At 73.8% G+C, this 14,550-nt stretch carries 14 protein-coding genes; 3 read left to right on the top strand and 11 right to left on the bottom strand.

The window, feature by feature from the left end; all coding sequences use genetic code 11:
- The first annotated feature begins 164 nt into the window (after nt 1–164).
- Nucleotides 165–1,328 (top strand): acyltransferase family protein, encoded by a 1,164-nt coding sequence (locus tag ACFYR0_RS00610; RefSeq protein ID WP_389320016.1) that lies wholly within the window; start codon nt 165–167, stop codon nt 1,326–1,328.
- Nucleotides 1,329–1,765: 437 nt separating this feature from the next.
- A complete protein-coding gene (locus ACFYR0_RS00605; RefSeq protein ID WP_389320013.1) occupies nt 1,766–2,737 on the top strand; it encodes a class I SAM-dependent methyltransferase in 972 nt (323 codons plus the stop codon).
- Here the strand turns inward: ACFYR0_RS00605 and leuE are convergent.
- The gene (gene leuE, locus ACFYR0_RS00600; protein ID WP_389320010.1) at nt 2,678–3,334 is read right to left on the bottom strand and encodes a leucine efflux protein LeuE; all 657 of its coding nucleotides are present in this window, start codon (nt 3,332–3,334) and stop codon (nt 2,678–2,680) included. The genes ACFYR0_RS00605 and leuE overlap by 60 nt on opposite strands.
- 69 nt (nt 3,335–3,403) lie before the next feature.
- Nucleotides 3,404–4,984 (bottom strand): methylmalonyl-CoA mutase, encoded by a 1,581-nt coding sequence (locus ACFYR0_RS00595; RefSeq protein WP_389320008.1) that lies wholly within the window; start codon nt 4,982–4,984, stop codon nt 3,404–3,406.
- Nucleotides 4,985–5,110: 126 nt separating this feature from the next.
- Between ACFYR0_RS00595 and ACFYR0_RS00590 the strand changes: the two genes are divergently transcribed.
- Nucleotides 5,111–5,950 (top strand): L,D-transpeptidase family protein, encoded by an 840-nt coding sequence (locus tag ACFYR0_RS00590; RefSeq protein WP_389320005.1) that lies wholly within the window; start codon nt 5,111–5,113, stop codon nt 5,948–5,950.
- Nucleotides 5,951–6,325: 375 nt separating this feature from the next.
- On the opposite strand, the gene ACFYR0_RS00585 is transcribed toward ACFYR0_RS00590, so the two are convergent.
- The 9 genes from ACFYR0_RS00585 to ACFYR0_RS00545 all read right to left on the bottom strand — a co-directional run bounded on the left by ACFYR0_RS00585 (nt 6,326) and on the right by ACFYR0_RS00545 (nt 14,452).
- Nucleotides 6,326–7,468: a hypothetical protein gene (locus ACFYR0_RS00585; RefSeq protein ID WP_389320002.1), complete on the bottom strand. Its 1,143-nt coding sequence runs from the start codon at nt 7,466–7,468 to the stop codon at nt 6,326–6,328.
- Nucleotides 7,468–8,130, bottom strand: a complete 663-nt coding sequence (locus ACFYR0_RS00580; protein ID WP_389319999.1) for an RNA polymerase sigma factor — start codon at nt 8,128–8,130, stop codon at nt 7,468–7,470. Before ACFYR0_RS00580 ends, ACFYR0_RS00585 begins: the two co-directional genes overlap by 1 nt.
- 419 nt (nt 8,131–8,549) lie before the next feature.
- Entirely contained in the window at nt 8,550–9,413 is an 864-nt protein-coding gene (locus ACFYR0_RS00575; protein WP_389319996.1) for a hypothetical protein, read from the bottom strand.
- A gap of 68 nt (nt 9,414–9,481) precedes the next feature.
- Nucleotides 9,482–10,090, bottom strand: coding sequence for an RNA polymerase sigma factor (locus tag ACFYR0_RS00570; protein ID WP_386377467.1), 609 nt, complete (start codon nt 10,088–10,090; stop codon nt 9,482–9,484).
- Between the two features lie 123 nt (nt 10,091–10,213).
- The gene (locus tag ACFYR0_RS00565; protein WP_389319993.1) at nt 10,214–10,645 is read right to left on the bottom strand and encodes a hypothetical protein; all 432 of its coding nucleotides are present in this window, start codon (nt 10,643–10,645) and stop codon (nt 10,214–10,216) included.
- A gap of 366 nt (nt 10,646–11,011) precedes the next feature.
- Complete coding sequence (locus tag ACFYR0_RS00560; RefSeq protein ID WP_389319990.1) at nt 11,012–11,419, bottom strand: hypothetical protein; 408 nt, start codon at nt 11,417–11,419, stop codon at nt 11,012–11,014.
- A 109-nt stretch (nt 11,420–11,528) separates the two neighbouring features.
- A complete protein-coding gene (locus ACFYR0_RS00555) occupies nt 11,529–12,089 on the bottom strand; it encodes a hypothetical protein (RefSeq protein WP_389319987.1) in 561 nt (186 codons plus the stop codon).
- 76 nt (nt 12,090–12,165) lie between these two features.
- Nucleotides 12,166–12,654 (bottom strand): hypothetical protein, encoded by a 489-nt coding sequence (locus tag ACFYR0_RS00550; protein ID WP_389319984.1) that lies wholly within the window; start codon nt 12,652–12,654, stop codon nt 12,166–12,168.
- Between the two features lie 199 nt (nt 12,655–12,853).
- Nucleotides 12,854–14,452 (bottom strand): glycoside hydrolase family 20 protein, encoded by a 1,599-nt coding sequence (locus tag ACFYR0_RS00545; protein WP_389321066.1) that lies wholly within the window; start codon nt 14,450–14,452, stop codon nt 12,854–12,856.
- Between the last annotated feature and the right edge of the window lie 98 nt (nt 14,453–14,550).

Here is a 14,550-nt window from a genome sequence, read left to right as displayed (position 1 = left end):
CCAAAGCATGCGTGAAGGTCGGAGAACAGTAAGAAACCAATGCGACGTGGAGGTGAACCGATCAGGACCGTCAGGCAAATCGTGCTTCCCTCGAACGGAATTCCGTGGAATGACATCTAGGGTTGGCCCGTTGACACTTCCGGTGACTGACGAGGATTGGCTCCATGACCGAAACGGTCGTCGGCACTCCGGCGCCCCCGCCCGTCACGACCGCACCCGGGAAAGCCCTCGGCAACGCACCGGCACGGGCCGGGAATTCCGGCGGACGGCTGCGCGCCCTCGACGGACTGCGGCTGCTCGCGGCGCTGTTGGTCGCCCTTTATCACTACGGCGGCCGCGGCGGCGAAATCAGCGAGGCGTGGGGCTCCTCGGCGAAGACGCAGTTCCCGACGCTGCACCCGTGGTTCGCCTACGGCTGCCTCGGTGTCCAGATCTTCTTCGTCATCAGCGGTTTCGTGATCTGCATGAGCGGCTGGGGCCGCCCGTTGCGCTCGTTCTTCGCCTCCCGCGTCTCCCGGCTGATGCCCTCGTACTGGGTGGCCGTCGTCTTGGTCACGGCGGTCTTCGCGCTGCCGGTGGTGGCGTACGAGGCGATCTCCCCCAGTGACGCCCTGCTGAACCTGACGCTGCTGCAGCAGCCGCTGGGCGCCGACCGGGTGCTCGGTGTGTGCTGGACGCTGTGGGTGGAGGTCCGCTTCTACGCGCTGTTCGCCCTGTGCGTCGTGCTGCCGGGGGCGAGCCGGCGCCGGGTGGTGCTGTTCTGCGTGGTGTGGACGATGGCCGCCGCGATCGCCGACGCGGCGGACCAGCCGCTGCTGGACCTCGTCCTGATGCCGGAGTACGCGCCCTTCTTCGTCGGCGGCATCGGCGTCTACCTGCTGTACCGCGACCGCCGGGACGTCATCGCCTGGGGCATCGTGGCGATCAGCTGGCTGACCGGTCAGCACTACGCGGTCGCCGAGCTGTGGCACCCGCCGGGGCCGGGCCACTTCTCCTACCGCTCGGCGTACGTGATCATCGCGATCGTCACCTTCGGCTTCGTCGCGGTGCTCGCGGTGGCGCTGGGCTGGCTGCGCCGGGCCGACTGGCGCTGGCTGACCGTCGCGGGCGCGCTGACGTACCCGTTCTACCTGGTGCACGAGCATCTGGGCTGGGTCGCCGTGGAGACCTTCCACCGGCACCTGGGGCTGCCGTCCTACGCCACGCTGGCCGCGACCCTCGCCTGCATGCTGTTCCTGGCCTGGCTGTTCAACCGGTTCGTGGAGCGGCGGGCGACGCCGCTGCTGCGGGACGCGTTGTCGCGGGAGGTGCCGGACAGGGTGCGCTGAGCCGGGCCTGCCCGGTATCCCCGCCGCGGGTCTCCCGCCCCGGGCCTCCTGTCCCCCGGGTGACTGGGGGGTGAGGCTGCGCCGGGGTGGGGTGGGGTGGGGTTGGGGTTGGGGTGGCCGGGTCCCGTGGGGCGGGGGGTGTTCGTGGCGGGCTGGCCGTCCGTCGTGGCTGGTCGCGCCCCGCGGCGGAGCCGCTGATCAGCACGGCCCCGCGCCCCTTGAGGGGGGTGGGCCTTCTCGGCACAGCGATGTGCCGGGGGCTTGGCGGGGGTACCCCGAGTGGTGGGCCCGTCGTGCGAGGGGTGGGGGGTGGGGTGAGACTGGGTCGGGTCGGGGCGGGTTCACGCGTCGTTCAGCCGCGCCGGCGTTTGGCTCGCTCCCCCGGGGAAGGCGCCGGGAGCGAAGACCTCGTCCCCGTGCAAGGAGTGCCCGATCCCATGACCGCCGCACACACCACCACCGCCCGGCCGATGAGGCTCGAAGACGTCCCCGGCTGGTTCCCCGTCCTCGACCAGGTCCTGTTCGACTGGTTCCTGGACCGCCAGGAGGCCGCCGGCCTGTCCGGTGACCTGCTGGAGGTCGGGGTCTACCTGGGCAAGAGCGCGATCTTCCTCGGCCGGCACCGCCGCGAGGGCGAGCGGTACACGGTCTGCGACCTGTTCGGCGGCGAGGCCCCGGACACCGCCAACCGCGCCGAGTCGGCCAAGTCGTACGGCAGCCTCACCCGGCGGGCGTTCGAGGACAACTACCTCGCCTTCCACAGGGAGCTGCCGCGCGTGCTGCACGGCCCCAGCTCCCTGGTGCCCTCCGAGGTGCGCCCCCGCTCCTGCCGGTTCGTGCACGTCGACGCCTCGCATCTGTACGAGCACGTGTACGCCGACATCGGCGCCGCCCGCGAGGTCCTGCTGCCGGACGGCGTGGTCGTGCTGGACGACTTCCGCTCCGAGCACACCCCGGGCGTCTCGGTCGCCGCCTGGGAGGCCGTGCTCAACCGGGGCCTGCGCCCGGTCTGCCTGAGCACACAGAAGCTCTACGGCACCTGGGGCGACCCCGAGGCCGTACAGGAGGAACTGCTGGCGATGGCGCGCTCGCGCGAGGACTGCCGGCTCGGCGTCCAGGAGGCGGCGGGCCACCGGCTGATCAGGCTGAAGTCCGACAAGGCCATGCGCGCCCCGGACTTCCCCCTCTCCCGGTACGCCGACCACGCCCCGCTCACCGTCGTACCGACAAAGGCCCCGCCCGCACGCTCCCGTCCGCCGCACGGGCGGCCCGCGGCGCAGCCTGCCCGGCGCCGCAGCCGCACCCGGCGGATCGCGGCCGACCTGCTGCCGCCCGTGGTGACCCGGGCGCTACGCGCCGGCGAGCGACAGCTTCACCGCAAAGCCCAGGAACAGCGCGCCGGCCGCTGACGTGGCCCCGGCCGCGAGCCGCCTGCGGCGCCGGAAGGTGTCGGCCAGCCGGGTGCCGCCGAATATCAGCAGCGACAGATAGAGGAAGCTCGCCGTCTGGAGCAGGGCGCCCAGGACGACGAAGGAGAGCGCCGGGTAGGCGTAGTGCGGGTCGACGAACTGCACGAAGAACGAGATCAGGAACAGGATCGCCTTCGGGTTGAGCAGCGAGACCACCAGCGCCCGCCGGTAGGGGTGCTCCTCGGACGGCTCCACGGACGCGACGGCGGCCTCCACCAGGGGCCGCTCGCCGCGCGCCTTCCACATGGCCCGTGCCGAGCGCAGCATGCCGTACGCCATCCAGGCCAGATAGGCGGCACCGGCGTACTTCACGACCATGAACAGCAGCGGGGTCGTGGTGAGCACGGAGGCCGCGCCGAGCGCCGCCAGCGTCATCAGGACCGCGTCACCGGTGAAGACACCGGCCGCCGCCGCGTAGCCGGTGCGCACGCCCTTGCGGGCCGCGACGGAGAGCACGTAGAGGGAGTTGGGGCCGGGCAGCAGGACGATCAGGACGAGGCCTGCCAGATAGGTGGGGAGATCGATGACGCCGAACATGAGAGGGAGTGTCGCACGCGGGTCCGACACTCCCCCGGCCTGTCCGCCTGCCGGTCGTCCGCCCGCAGGTCAGAAGGTGTCCGAGGGCACGTACGTGCCCCACACCCCGCGCAGGGCGTTGCAGACCTCGCCGACGGTGGCCCGGGCCCTGAGGGCGTCCTTCATCGGGTAGAGGACGTTGTCCTCGCCCTCGGCGGCCTTCTGGAGTGCCTGGAGCGCGGCGTCCACGGCGGCCTGGTCGCGCCCGGCGCGCAAGGAGGCGAGGCGCTCGGCCTGCCGGGCCTCGATGGCCGGGTCGACGCGCAGCGGCTCGTAGGGCTCCTCCTCGTCGAGCCGGAACCGGTTGACGCCGACCACGACCCGTTCGCCGGAGTCGGTCTCCTGCGCGATCCGGTAGGCGTTGCGCTCGATCTCGCCCTTCTGGAAGCCGTGCTCGATGGCGGCGACCGCGCCGCCCAGGTCCGCCACCTTCCGCATCAGCTCCAGCGCGGCCGTCTCGACCTCGTCGGTCATCCGCTCGACGACGTAGGACCCGGCGAAGGGGTCGACGGTGGCGGTGACGTCGGTCTCGTAGGCCAGGACCTGCTGGGTGCGCAGCGCCAGGCGGGCGGACTTGTCGGTGGGCAGGGCGATGGCCTCGTCGAAGGAGTTGGTGTGCAGCGACTGCGTGCCGCCCAGCACCGCCGCCAGGCCCTGGACCGCGACCCGGACCAGGTTCACCTCCGGCTGCTGCGCGGTCAGCTGCACCCCCGCGGTCTGGGTGTGGAAGCGCAGCATCATCGACTTGGGGTTCCGCGCGCCGAACTCGTCCCTCATCACCCGGGCCCAGATCCGGCGCGCGGCACGGAACTTCGCGACCTCCTCCAGGATCGTCGTACGGGCGACGAAGAAGAAGGACAGCCGGGGCGCGAAGTCGTCGACGTCCATGCCGGCGGCGACGGCGGTACGGACGTACTCGATGCCGTCGGCGAGGGTGAAGGCGATCTCCTGCGCGGGCGAGGCACCCGCCTCGGCCATGTGGTAGCCGGAGATCGAGATGGTGTTCCACTTCGGGATCTCGGCCCGGCAGTACCTGAAGATGTCGGCGATCAGCCGCAGCGAGGGCTTGGGCGGGAAGATGTACGTCCCGCGCGCGATGTACTCCTTCAGCACGTCGTTCTGGATCGTGCCGGTGAGCCGGTCCGCGCTCACCCCCTGTTCCTCCGCCACCAGTTGGTACAGCAGCAGAAGGAGCGCGGCCGGGGCGTTGATGGTCATCGAGGTGGACACCTTGTCCAGCGGGATCCCGTCGAACAGCACCCTCATGTCGTCCACGGAGTCGATCGCCACGCCCACCTTGCCGACCTCGCCGTGCGCGATCGGCGCGTCGGAGTCGTGGCCCATCTGGGTCGGCAGGTCGAAGGCCACCGACAGGCCCGTGGTGCCGTTGGCGATCAGCTGCTGGTAGCGGGCGTTGGACTCGGTGGCCGTGCCGAACCCCGCGTACTGACGCATCGTCCAGGGGCGGCCGGTGTACATCGACGGGTACACGCCCCGTGTGAACGGGTACGCGCCCGGCTCGCCCAGCTTCCCGGCCGGGTCCCAGCCCTCCAGCGCCTGCGGCCCGTACACCGGCTCGATGGGCAGTCCGGACTCCGACTCGCGTGCCATGGTGTGCCTCCGCGTCGCTTCGTTGGACCTACCTCACAACGATGCGGCCTCGTTCGCAACCAGTCACGCGGGGGGAGACATCTCATGGGACACAGGTGACGAACGGCGGAACGACGGGGGTAGGACATGCGCGGTCCTGGAGCAGGGAGAGCGGTCGCCGCGGCGGCCGCGCTGGCGGTGCTGAGCGGATGCACCGCGGGGGCCGCGGGCCAGGAAGGGAACCGGTCGCCGGTACGGGTGGAGGCCACCCGGACGCAGCCCGCCGCGCCGTCCGGCCAGGGCGCCGCGGACGGCAAGCCCGGCGCCGGGCCGACGAAGGCGAAGCCGAGCCCTCCGAAGGTGCTCTGGTCGCGCGGCGACGACGGGCGGGACATCCGCGAACTCCAGGCCCGGCTGCGCCAGGTCGCCTGGCTCTTCGACGGCCCCACGGGCACCTACGACGAGCGCACCGAGGAGGCCGTGAAGGGCTTCCAGGGCAAGCGTGGACTGCCGCGCACGGGGCGGACCGACACCGTCACCTGGCAGCGGCTGCTCGGCATGACCCGTGAACCCGGGCGGTGGGAGCTGTATCTGATGGGCGGCCAGCCCGCCGACGCGCCCGACGAGCGCTGTATGACCGGCCGGGTGCTGTGCATCAGCAAGGAGAGCCGCACCCTGCGCTGGATGATCGACGGGCGGACCCTGCGCGCGGTCCCCGTCCGGTTCGGCTCGCAGTACACCCCCACCCGGGAAGGCGTGTTCAGGGTCTACTGGAAGTCCCGGCACCATGTGTCCACGCTCTACGACTCGCCGATGCCGTACGCCATGTTCTTCAGCGGCGGCCAGGCGGTGCACTACTCGGCCGACTTCGCGGCCCGGGGCTACGCGGGCGCCTCGCACGGCTGTGTGAACGTACGGGACGAGGCGGCGATCGCGGATCTCTTCGCGCAGGTGCGCGGCGGCGACAAGGTGGTTGTGCACTGGTGAGGACGTGTGGGGCGCGGGTGGGACCGGGGGAACGTGTCCCACCCGCGCCGAATGCACGAGCCCTGGGGTACGGGGGGAACCCCGGCTCAGTGCTAGGCCGATGACCAGTCGGCTCACCTACTACTGCGCCTGAGCCCGCGAAAACGTCACACCTGAGCCGAGAATTCTCAGACCCCCAACAAAACCGCAGGTCAGAGCCACACCTGTGACAGCACCATCCCGACGCCGCGAAGAACACCCGCCCGAAAAGGGGCGCGGGGAACCGCGCAAGACGACAGCATCGTCCCGACGCCGCGAAGAACACCCGCCTGAAAGGGGCGCGGGGAACTGCGCGACCAGCCCGCCCCGGCCCCGCATCCACCAACGGCGCTGGACCTAGCCCCGCCCCTCACGGCCCCGCTCGCCGCGACCCCGGTCGCCATGGTCGCCATCGCCACGGTCACCGCCATGGTCGCCGTCGCCACGGTCACCGCCATCGTCGCCGTCGCTGTCACCACGGTCACCGCCGTCACCGCCATGACCACGCCCCTGGTCACCACCGCCACGGTCACCGCCCCCACGGCCCCGCTCATGCCCACCCCGATGGCGATCGCCGCCGCCCTCGTCGGAGTCGGAGTCACCGTCGCCGCTCCGGCCCTTCTCCGCCCCCCGCCCCGCCTTGCCGCTCCCGGCGCCGCCCTGGTCGTCGCCGTCCTGGCCACCCCGGTGCGCGGGGCTGTCGAGTTCGGCGAGGAGGCCCTTGCAGTAGGACCACACCCGTCCGGAGCCGCCCGCGGCACCCTCCAGAGCCCGCCTGCGGTCGGCCGCGAGGTGCCGCCCGTCACGCACCGCCCGGCAGGCGGAGGCGGCGTTCCGCAGACCGCGGCCGGTGCCCTCACGGGCGTCCGGGGCGAGGCCGTTGCGGCCTCCGGGCGTACGGCCGCCGCCTCCGGCGACGTCCCGGCCCGCTCCGCCGGGCTCGCCGGACGTCTCGGGCCGCGCCGTGCCGCCCAAGGCGTCCGGCGACGGGGTGACCGTCGGCAGCCGCGGGGGCGCGGCCGTGGAGACCGAGGAGGCGGGGCCGGGTTCGGCGTCGTCGAAGGGCGTGGGCAGCACTCCGGTTCCGGCCGCCAAGGCCACCCCGCCGACCATGCCGACGGCGAGCGAGGCGGCCAGGGCGTAGCGCAGCGGGCGGACCCAGCGGTGGCCGCCGGGCGCGCGCCGGGAGGCACCGAGCCGGAACAGCCCGGCGTCGGGAGTGCCCGCGCCGCCCGCGCGACGGGGGGCGGAGGAGGCGTCGGCGTGCTCGGCGAGGACGGCCGGACGGCCGGCGCGCGCACTGCGGAACGCGGCCAACGCGGCGGCCTCGCCGGGGAGTTCGGTGCTGGTCGGGGCGGGCTCCGAGGACAGTGCGCCCAGGGCGTCGGCCAGTCGCTCGGCCTGCGCACGCGCATCGGCGTCGACAGCGTCCAGTGGCTCTCCGCGCAGCAATCGCTCCGCCGTTTCGCGGTCCAGCCACCCGTACTGCTCGTCGGCCATCACATGTCCCTCTGCGTCCGCGGACGCGTATGCGTCACACTCGCGGACGTCACCCTCCGGCCGTGCGGTTCTCGCTGCGCGGGCATGGCGTCGAGCGCCCCCGTGGATTCCGGATCCTCGCCGAGGAGTTCGGCAAGCCGTTTCAGTCCGCGGTGCGCGGCCGTGCGGACGGCTCCGGCCCGCTTGCCGAGGGTCTCCGCGGCGGACTTGGCGTCGAGGCCGACGACCACGCGCAGGACGACGGCCTCGGCCTGGTCCTGCGGGAGACGGGCGATCAGGGAGAGCGTGCGGCCGGTGGCCAGGGCCTCGATGGCCTCTCCCGCGGTGTCGGACTCGGCGGGCTTGCCGGTCAGTTCGGTCTCGTCGCCGCCGATGGCGGGGCGCCGGCCGCGCATGCGTATGTGGTCCAGGGCACGGTTGCGGGCTATCCGTGCGGCCCAGCCGCGGAACCGGTCGGCGTCGCCGTCGAACCGGTCGAGGTCGCGGGCTATCTGGAGCCAGGTCTCGGAGGCGACGTCCTCGGCGTCGGGCTCGCCGACGAGCGTCCGGACGTATCCGAGCAGCCGCGGGTGCACCGTGCGGTACACAGTCCGGAACGCGGTCTCGTCCCCGGCCTGTGCCGCAAGCACCGCGGCGGTCAGCTCCGCGTCGTCCCCCAGCACCGCGCCCCTTTTGCGCACCGATCCGGTCGTGCGCCGGGCCCCTGGGGAAACACAGCCCAGGCAGTCCGACGCGAAAGGCACGTTACGGCCTGAAACCGCTCCCCGTCCATGCATGTAGAAGACACGTACAAGATGCAACTAACTCGTGACGCGGTGGACGAGTGCGGGGTGTGACACAAATCGCGGCCGCGGCGCTGAAGGAAGTACGGGCCGCCGCGCGGCCCGTCCGCGCGACGGCCGGGGCCTCTCCTGTGGGGGGTGGCGGCCCCGGCCGTTGCCTTCGGCTCCGCACCGCCCGCCCCGCGGGCACGCACAGGAACGCCCCGGACGCGATGCGCCGGGGCGTTCCTGTGCGTGTTGGTCCGGTACCGCGCGATGCCCGCCTCCGTCACCGGCCTCGCGGCCCCGGCGGGTCACGGTCACGGGTTCTTGTCGGTGCCGCCCTCGGTGCCGTTCGCGGTGCCGTTCGCGGTGTTGCCGGAGTCGTTGCTCCGGCCGGCCGGCTCCTCGGTGCGGTTGGCGTCGTTCCGGCCGCCGTCCGGGCCGCCGCCCTGGCCGCCGCCCTGCCCGGTGGCCTGGCCGTTGTTGCCGTCGACGCCCTGGCCTTTGTCCTCGCCGTTCCGGTTGCCCTGCCCGGAGTCCGGGGAGGCCGTGGAACCGGCGGCGCGCAGGACCTCCGCGCAGTAGGCCGGGACGCGGTCCTCGCCGCCGGCCGCCCGCACCATGCGCTGCCAGGCGGTCGCGTCCAGCGCGTTGCCGCGTTCGGTGACCCGCTCGAAGGACCGGCAGTGCGCCTCGGTGTCCTGGGCGGCCGTCGGGCGGCCGTCGGGGCCCTGCCCCTGGGACGGGCCGCCGGTGGAGGCGGAGGCGCCCGGCTGGTCGGAGGCGCTCCTGGACGGGGACTGCGGCCCCTCGGCCGTGTCGTCGGGCCCGGTGTCGCCGCCGACGGCCGCGTAGGCGACGCCGCCGAGGGTGAGGCCGGCCAGCAGCACGGCGAACGTGGAGCGCACCGGTCGCGCGGCACGCGCGTGGCGCGGCCGCCAGTCGTCGCGCCGCCGGGTGCGCGCCCGGTGCTCCCCGGCCTCCCGTGCCTCGAGGAACGCGGCCACGGCCCGCTGCTCGGCCTCGGCGTCCGGCACGGTCCGCCGCAGCGCGTCGGCGAGGAAGGCCTCCAGGGCGGGGGCGTGGAACGTGTCGGCGGGCGGCGGCTCGGGGGTGCGGCGACCGCCGGCGTGGTGGTGCCGGTGATCGGGTGCTGCCCCTTCGTTCAGCCGCTCACCCATGTCCGCATCCGTTTCCGTTCGGCCTGTCCGGCCTGTCAGCCTGTCCGACGGTCTGTCGCCGTCGTCGTTCATTTCGACTCCCCCAGCGTCCGGGAAGCCTCATCCGTCACACCCAGCTGCCGCGCCAGGCGCTTCAGGCCCCGGTGGGCGGCCGTCCGCACCGCGCCGGGGCGCTTGCCGAGGACCCGGGCGGCCGCCGGGCCGTCCAGTCCCACCACGACCCGCAGCAGTACCGCCTCGGCCTGGTCGCGCGGCAGCGACCGGACCAGTTCCAGGGCCCGCTCCGTGGAGAGCGACTCCAGGGCCTGCTCGTGGGTGCTGTGCGGCCCCGGGAGCTCCAGCATGTCCTGCTCCAGCGCCGAGCCCCGCGGGCGCACCCGCAGCCGGCGCAGATGGTCCAGGGCCCGGTGCCGGGCGATCGTGGCCGTCCAGCCGCGGAAGCCCGCCCCGTCGCCCTTGAACCGCCCGAGATCCCGGGCGATCTCCAGCCAGGCGTCGGACGCCACGTCCTCGGCGTCGTCGCCGACGAGTCCGCGCAGATACCCGAGCAGTCCCGGCTGCACCAGCCGGTACGCGACCGCGAAAGCGGCCTCGTCGCCGTCCTGCGCCCGTGCGACCGCCGCGCCCAGCTCCCCGTCGTACGCCTGCGCGCGCCGGGGTTCCCCTCCCTGGCCCAAAACCGTCCTCGTTCGCACCGGTTCGCCTGCGGGTTCCCGCCGTTCGGCACACTCCGTCGGTGCCGACGCCCCCGTCTCAACAGCGCCGCGCCTCACGGAAGTGTCACAGTCCCCCACCCGTGTCTACGCAGCCGTCCGCCGGGCCCGGCCGTGCAGGGTCAGATAGAAGGTCTGGAGGGACTCCTCCGGGCCGCCCGTCTCGAAGCGGTTGCGGACCTTGCCGAGCGGGTTCCAGACCCGGCCGTCGGGCAGCCGCACCCCGACCGGCTGCGCGAACCAGGCGCGCTGGTCGGCGTCGAGGTCGACCCACACCCCGCCGGCCCGGCGCACCAGCACCTCGCCGACGTACGCCCCGAGTCCCGCGAGCGTGTCGCGGACGGCGTCGGCGTCGGCGCCGCCCTTGCGCAGCCCGTCGATCAGCCGGTCCACCACCCGCAGGCTGGCCACGGACCAGTCCAGCGGTATCCGGTGGCGCGCCGTCAGCCGGGCGGTGAACCGCACGGCGTACGGCCGCATACCGGCGGCCCGCGGCAGACGCCCGTCCCAGGTGTCCATGAGCCCGCCCCTCCGTCGTCGCCTCCGGAGAACTCCGGACGGTTCCCCGTCCGATCCAGCGGGCGCGGCCCCGGGAACATCACGGGTCGCAGGCGTGTGCCATCCCACACGAGAAGCTTGGCGCCCCCATGCAACCTTTCGGGTCCTCGCGCGTCGGCGGGGCGCGGTGACGCTCCGCCGGACCGGTGCGCTCTACAAGTGGCACCTGTGTGACAGGTGGTGCCGCCGGGGTCCCGCCGTACCGCAACCTGACGGCGTACGGCCGGGACGCCGGACCGGCCGGGGGCTCCGCACGGTGACCCCGGCCGGTCCGAGCCGGTCCACGACCGCGACGCCGCGGAGATCCGCCAGAAGGGCCCCGGGCCCTCAGAACCCGTCGACGCGGCTGCCGCTGGTCGCGTCGCGGCACAGCAGGCGCAGGGAGCCCACGCCGGAGAAGCAGCGGCGGGCCTCGTCTATCGGGTCCCACAGCTTGCCGTCGGGGGTGCGCACCCAGTGGTCGTTGCCGGTCGCCCACCACTCGGCGCCGGTCTGCCGGACGATCACCTCGCCCGCGTACGCCCCCAGCCCGCGCAGCACGGCCTCGAAGGCGGCGAACGGCGGCTCCTCGCGCCGCAGGTCCTCGATCATCCGGTCGACGCGCCACAGACTCTGCGCCGAGTAGTCCAGGCGCAGCCGCGCGCCCTCCCGCATCGTCGCCACGGCGTCGGCGGCCCAGCGGGCGGGCTTCGCGGCGGCCTGGGGCCTGGTCTCCTGAGGTGTCGTCGTCGTCACATAGGCAAGAGCGAGGTCAGGGGCGGTTTCGTCACTCCCCCCGGGCGCGTTCCCACAACCCGCGCAGGACCGCCCCGCCCCGGTCACAGGATCCGCCGCCCGTGAGAGTTCAGCCCTCCTGCTGCCGGGTGCGCCGTGACACCACCGCCCGCAGCACCCGGCGGCCCTCCGTGGAGACCTCCAGGGCGCGCCGCAGTCCTGCCGTGCCGTGCCCCGCGAGCAGCTCCAGAACGGCGACCTGGCGGCGCAGCTCGGCCTCGACGAGCGGGGACACGCCCTCGGTGCGGCCCGCGCGGCTCGCGTCGACCGAGTCCGCGGAGTTCTCGGCCGGGTCCAGCAGCCGGTGGATCTGGAGCGAGGCGACGGAGCAGGCGTCGGCCCACACCCGTACCTCGGCCGCCGAGCGCTCGGCGGGCGCGGCCTCCAGCATGCGCCGGGCGAGCGTGGCGGCCTCGTCGGGAACGCTCCCGGACGCCTCCAGTTTCCCGCGCGCCTCGTCCAGCAGGCCGCCCCACACGGTCGGATCGGCGCCGTCGGCGAGGCTGGCCCACAGCGGGCGCAGCAGCTCGTCGTCGCCGCCGAGCAGCGGCACGCACCGATCCAAACAAGCCAGCCCGCTGGCGGCCAGTCCGCGCTCGTCGGCCTGCGCGATCAGTTCCACCAGACTCATGCACGCCTCCCTGAACGGGGCGCCATCCGTCACGGAGCCCGCACTTTCCCTTTCTGCGCGTAACGGCCCGGTTGTGTCACAGGGGCACCACACCGAGCCGGTCGAGCAGTCGGAAGAAGAGGTTTTCGGCCAAGGGATCGGGCTCCGCGGTGAACACGTCGAGCAGTACGCCGGGGTCGGCGGTGCGCCCGGCCTCGGCGGCCCAGGCGGCCGCTCGCTCCGCGGCGTCACGGGGGTCGAGGAAGTAGTCCTCCACCGACAGGCCGTCCTGACCGAGGTACCCGGCCATGGCCGCGCGCCCCAGACAGGCCGACCACGCCCCGCTCTCCGGCGCCGCCGCCTCGATCACCACGCAGTCGCTGTCCATCACGTACCCGAACAGCGCCGGTGCCTCGGTCTCCCGGGCGAGCGCGTTCATGCTGCCGACGTCGCCCTCGCCGCTCGGGTACTCCCACACCTGCCAGTCGTCCGGTGCCGAGACGTGCGGCCGCAGCCCCTCGACGGGCAGCAGCTCCCCCAGCGGTCGTGGGCCGCGGCCCACGACGAAGTACCCCCAGTAGCCCATGTCCGGCCCCCCGACTGTCGTGTGCAGGCTCGCGCCGAATACATCACAGCTCCGGGAAGCGGCGCAGGCGGATCGGACAATCCGCCCCGGGCCGGGCGCCGGCCGCCCATCGCCCAGCCGGTCCGGCGGGACTGAAGGCGCGCGGCCCGGGGCGCGGGGCGGGGGGCTCGTGGTGCGGGGCTCGGGGCGCGGACCGTCCTCAGTCCACCCGGTCCGCCAGGGCGCGGAACTCCGTCCAGGACAGCGCCGGCCGGCCGGCGTCCCAGAGCTTCTGGGCGGTGGCCCGCAGCGGCATCCGGATGCCGGCGGCGACCTGGGCCTCCGTCTGCGAGTCCGCCAGGTCGCACCACACGGCGAGCGAACCGCCGAGGATCTGGGCGTCGTAGCGGGCCGGGACGGCCTCGGTGCCGCGCAGGACGCGCGGGGTCCACTGCTCGTAGATCCGCTCCCCGGTGGGGTAGACGAAGGTCTGCGGCTCACCGAGGACGTAGTAGAGGAACTCGTCGTTGTAGTTGATCACCTCGCGGCCGGCGCTCAGATAGTCGGCGGGCGGGCGGGCGCCGATCTCCTTGCCGGTCCAGTAGGCGACCTGGATGTCGGCGTCGGCCTTCACGGACGTGCCGCGGTAGAAGCCGTCGTTCCACGCGCGCGGGGCGCGGCCGAGGGTCCGTGCCGTGTCGGCGCGGTCGTCGAGCCAACCGGTGGCGAGGTCGGCGACGCCCGCGCCGGGGCCGTGGGCCTCGCGCGCGGCGGTCGCGAGCTGCGGGTAGGACGCCTCGGGGTCGGACCTGGTGAGCGCCTGGTACTCGTCGCCGCCCAGGTGCCAGGGCTCGCCGGGGAACAGCTGCGCGTACTCGCCGTACAGGTCGTCGAGGATCTCGGCGGCGTCGGGGTCGGAGATGTCGACCGCGCCGCGCGTGGGCGCGCCCGCCGCGTCGCGCAGCTGCAGCCCGGGGTGGGCGTCGATGACCGCGCCGAGATGCCCGGGCGAGTCGATCTCGGGCACGACGGTGATGTGCCGGCTGGCGGCGAGGGCGACGATCCGGCGGACCTCGGCCTTGGTCAGATGCTGCCGGGAGACGATCTCCGGGTGGGTGTCCGACTCGATGCGGAAGCCCTGGTCGTCGGAGAAGTGCAGCCCGAGCTGGTTGAACTTCAGATCGCCCAGCTCCCGCACCCGGTCCTCGATCCACCGGGCGGAGAAGTGCTTGCGGGCGGTGTCGACCATCAGTCCGCGCACCGGCTTGGCGGGCTCGTCGCGCACGACCCCCTCCGGAGCCGTGCCGCCGCCGCGGACCACCTGCTTCAGCGTCCGGGTGCCGTAGAAGACGCCCGCGTCGTCGGGCCCGCTGATGGTCACCCGCCCGTCGCGCACGGTCATGCTGTACGACTCCGGGTCCGCGCCCTCGTCGCCGCTGAGCGCGAGCAGCACGTCCCCGGCGCGCACGTCCCGGCTCTCCCCGGCGTAGGACAGTCCCAGCTCCCCGGCGAGCAGCCGTGCCTCGTCGCGCAGCCCGGCGTCGTCGGCCACCACCCGGTAGGACTTCCGCGGCCGCCAGCCGGGCCCGCGGGCGGGGGTGTGCTCCCGCACGGCGGGGATGGTGCGTGGCGCCTCGGACAGCGGGTAGCTGCGGGTCGGGCTCGGCGAGGGACCGGGGGACGTACTCCCGTCTCCCCCGCTGCTGGTCGGAGCGGCGGCGGGCGGGGAGGCGTCGTCGTCGCCCCCGGAGGCCCACACCCCCACGCCCACGCCGAGGACCACGACGGCCACGCCGATCAGCAGCGCGCGCCACCACACCTTCCGTTCCGCTCGCCCCGACCGCCTCGCGCGGGAGCGCCTGTGCCGACTCACGGACCCAACCTACGGCCGCCGGGCGAACCCTTCGTCCACCACAG

The organism is Streptomyces sp. NPDC005017 (assembly GCF_042873115.1).
GTDB lineage: Bacteria > Actinomycetota > Actinomycetes > Streptomycetales > Streptomycetaceae > Streptomyces.
This window is presented reverse-complemented; position numbering and strand designations above follow the sequence as displayed.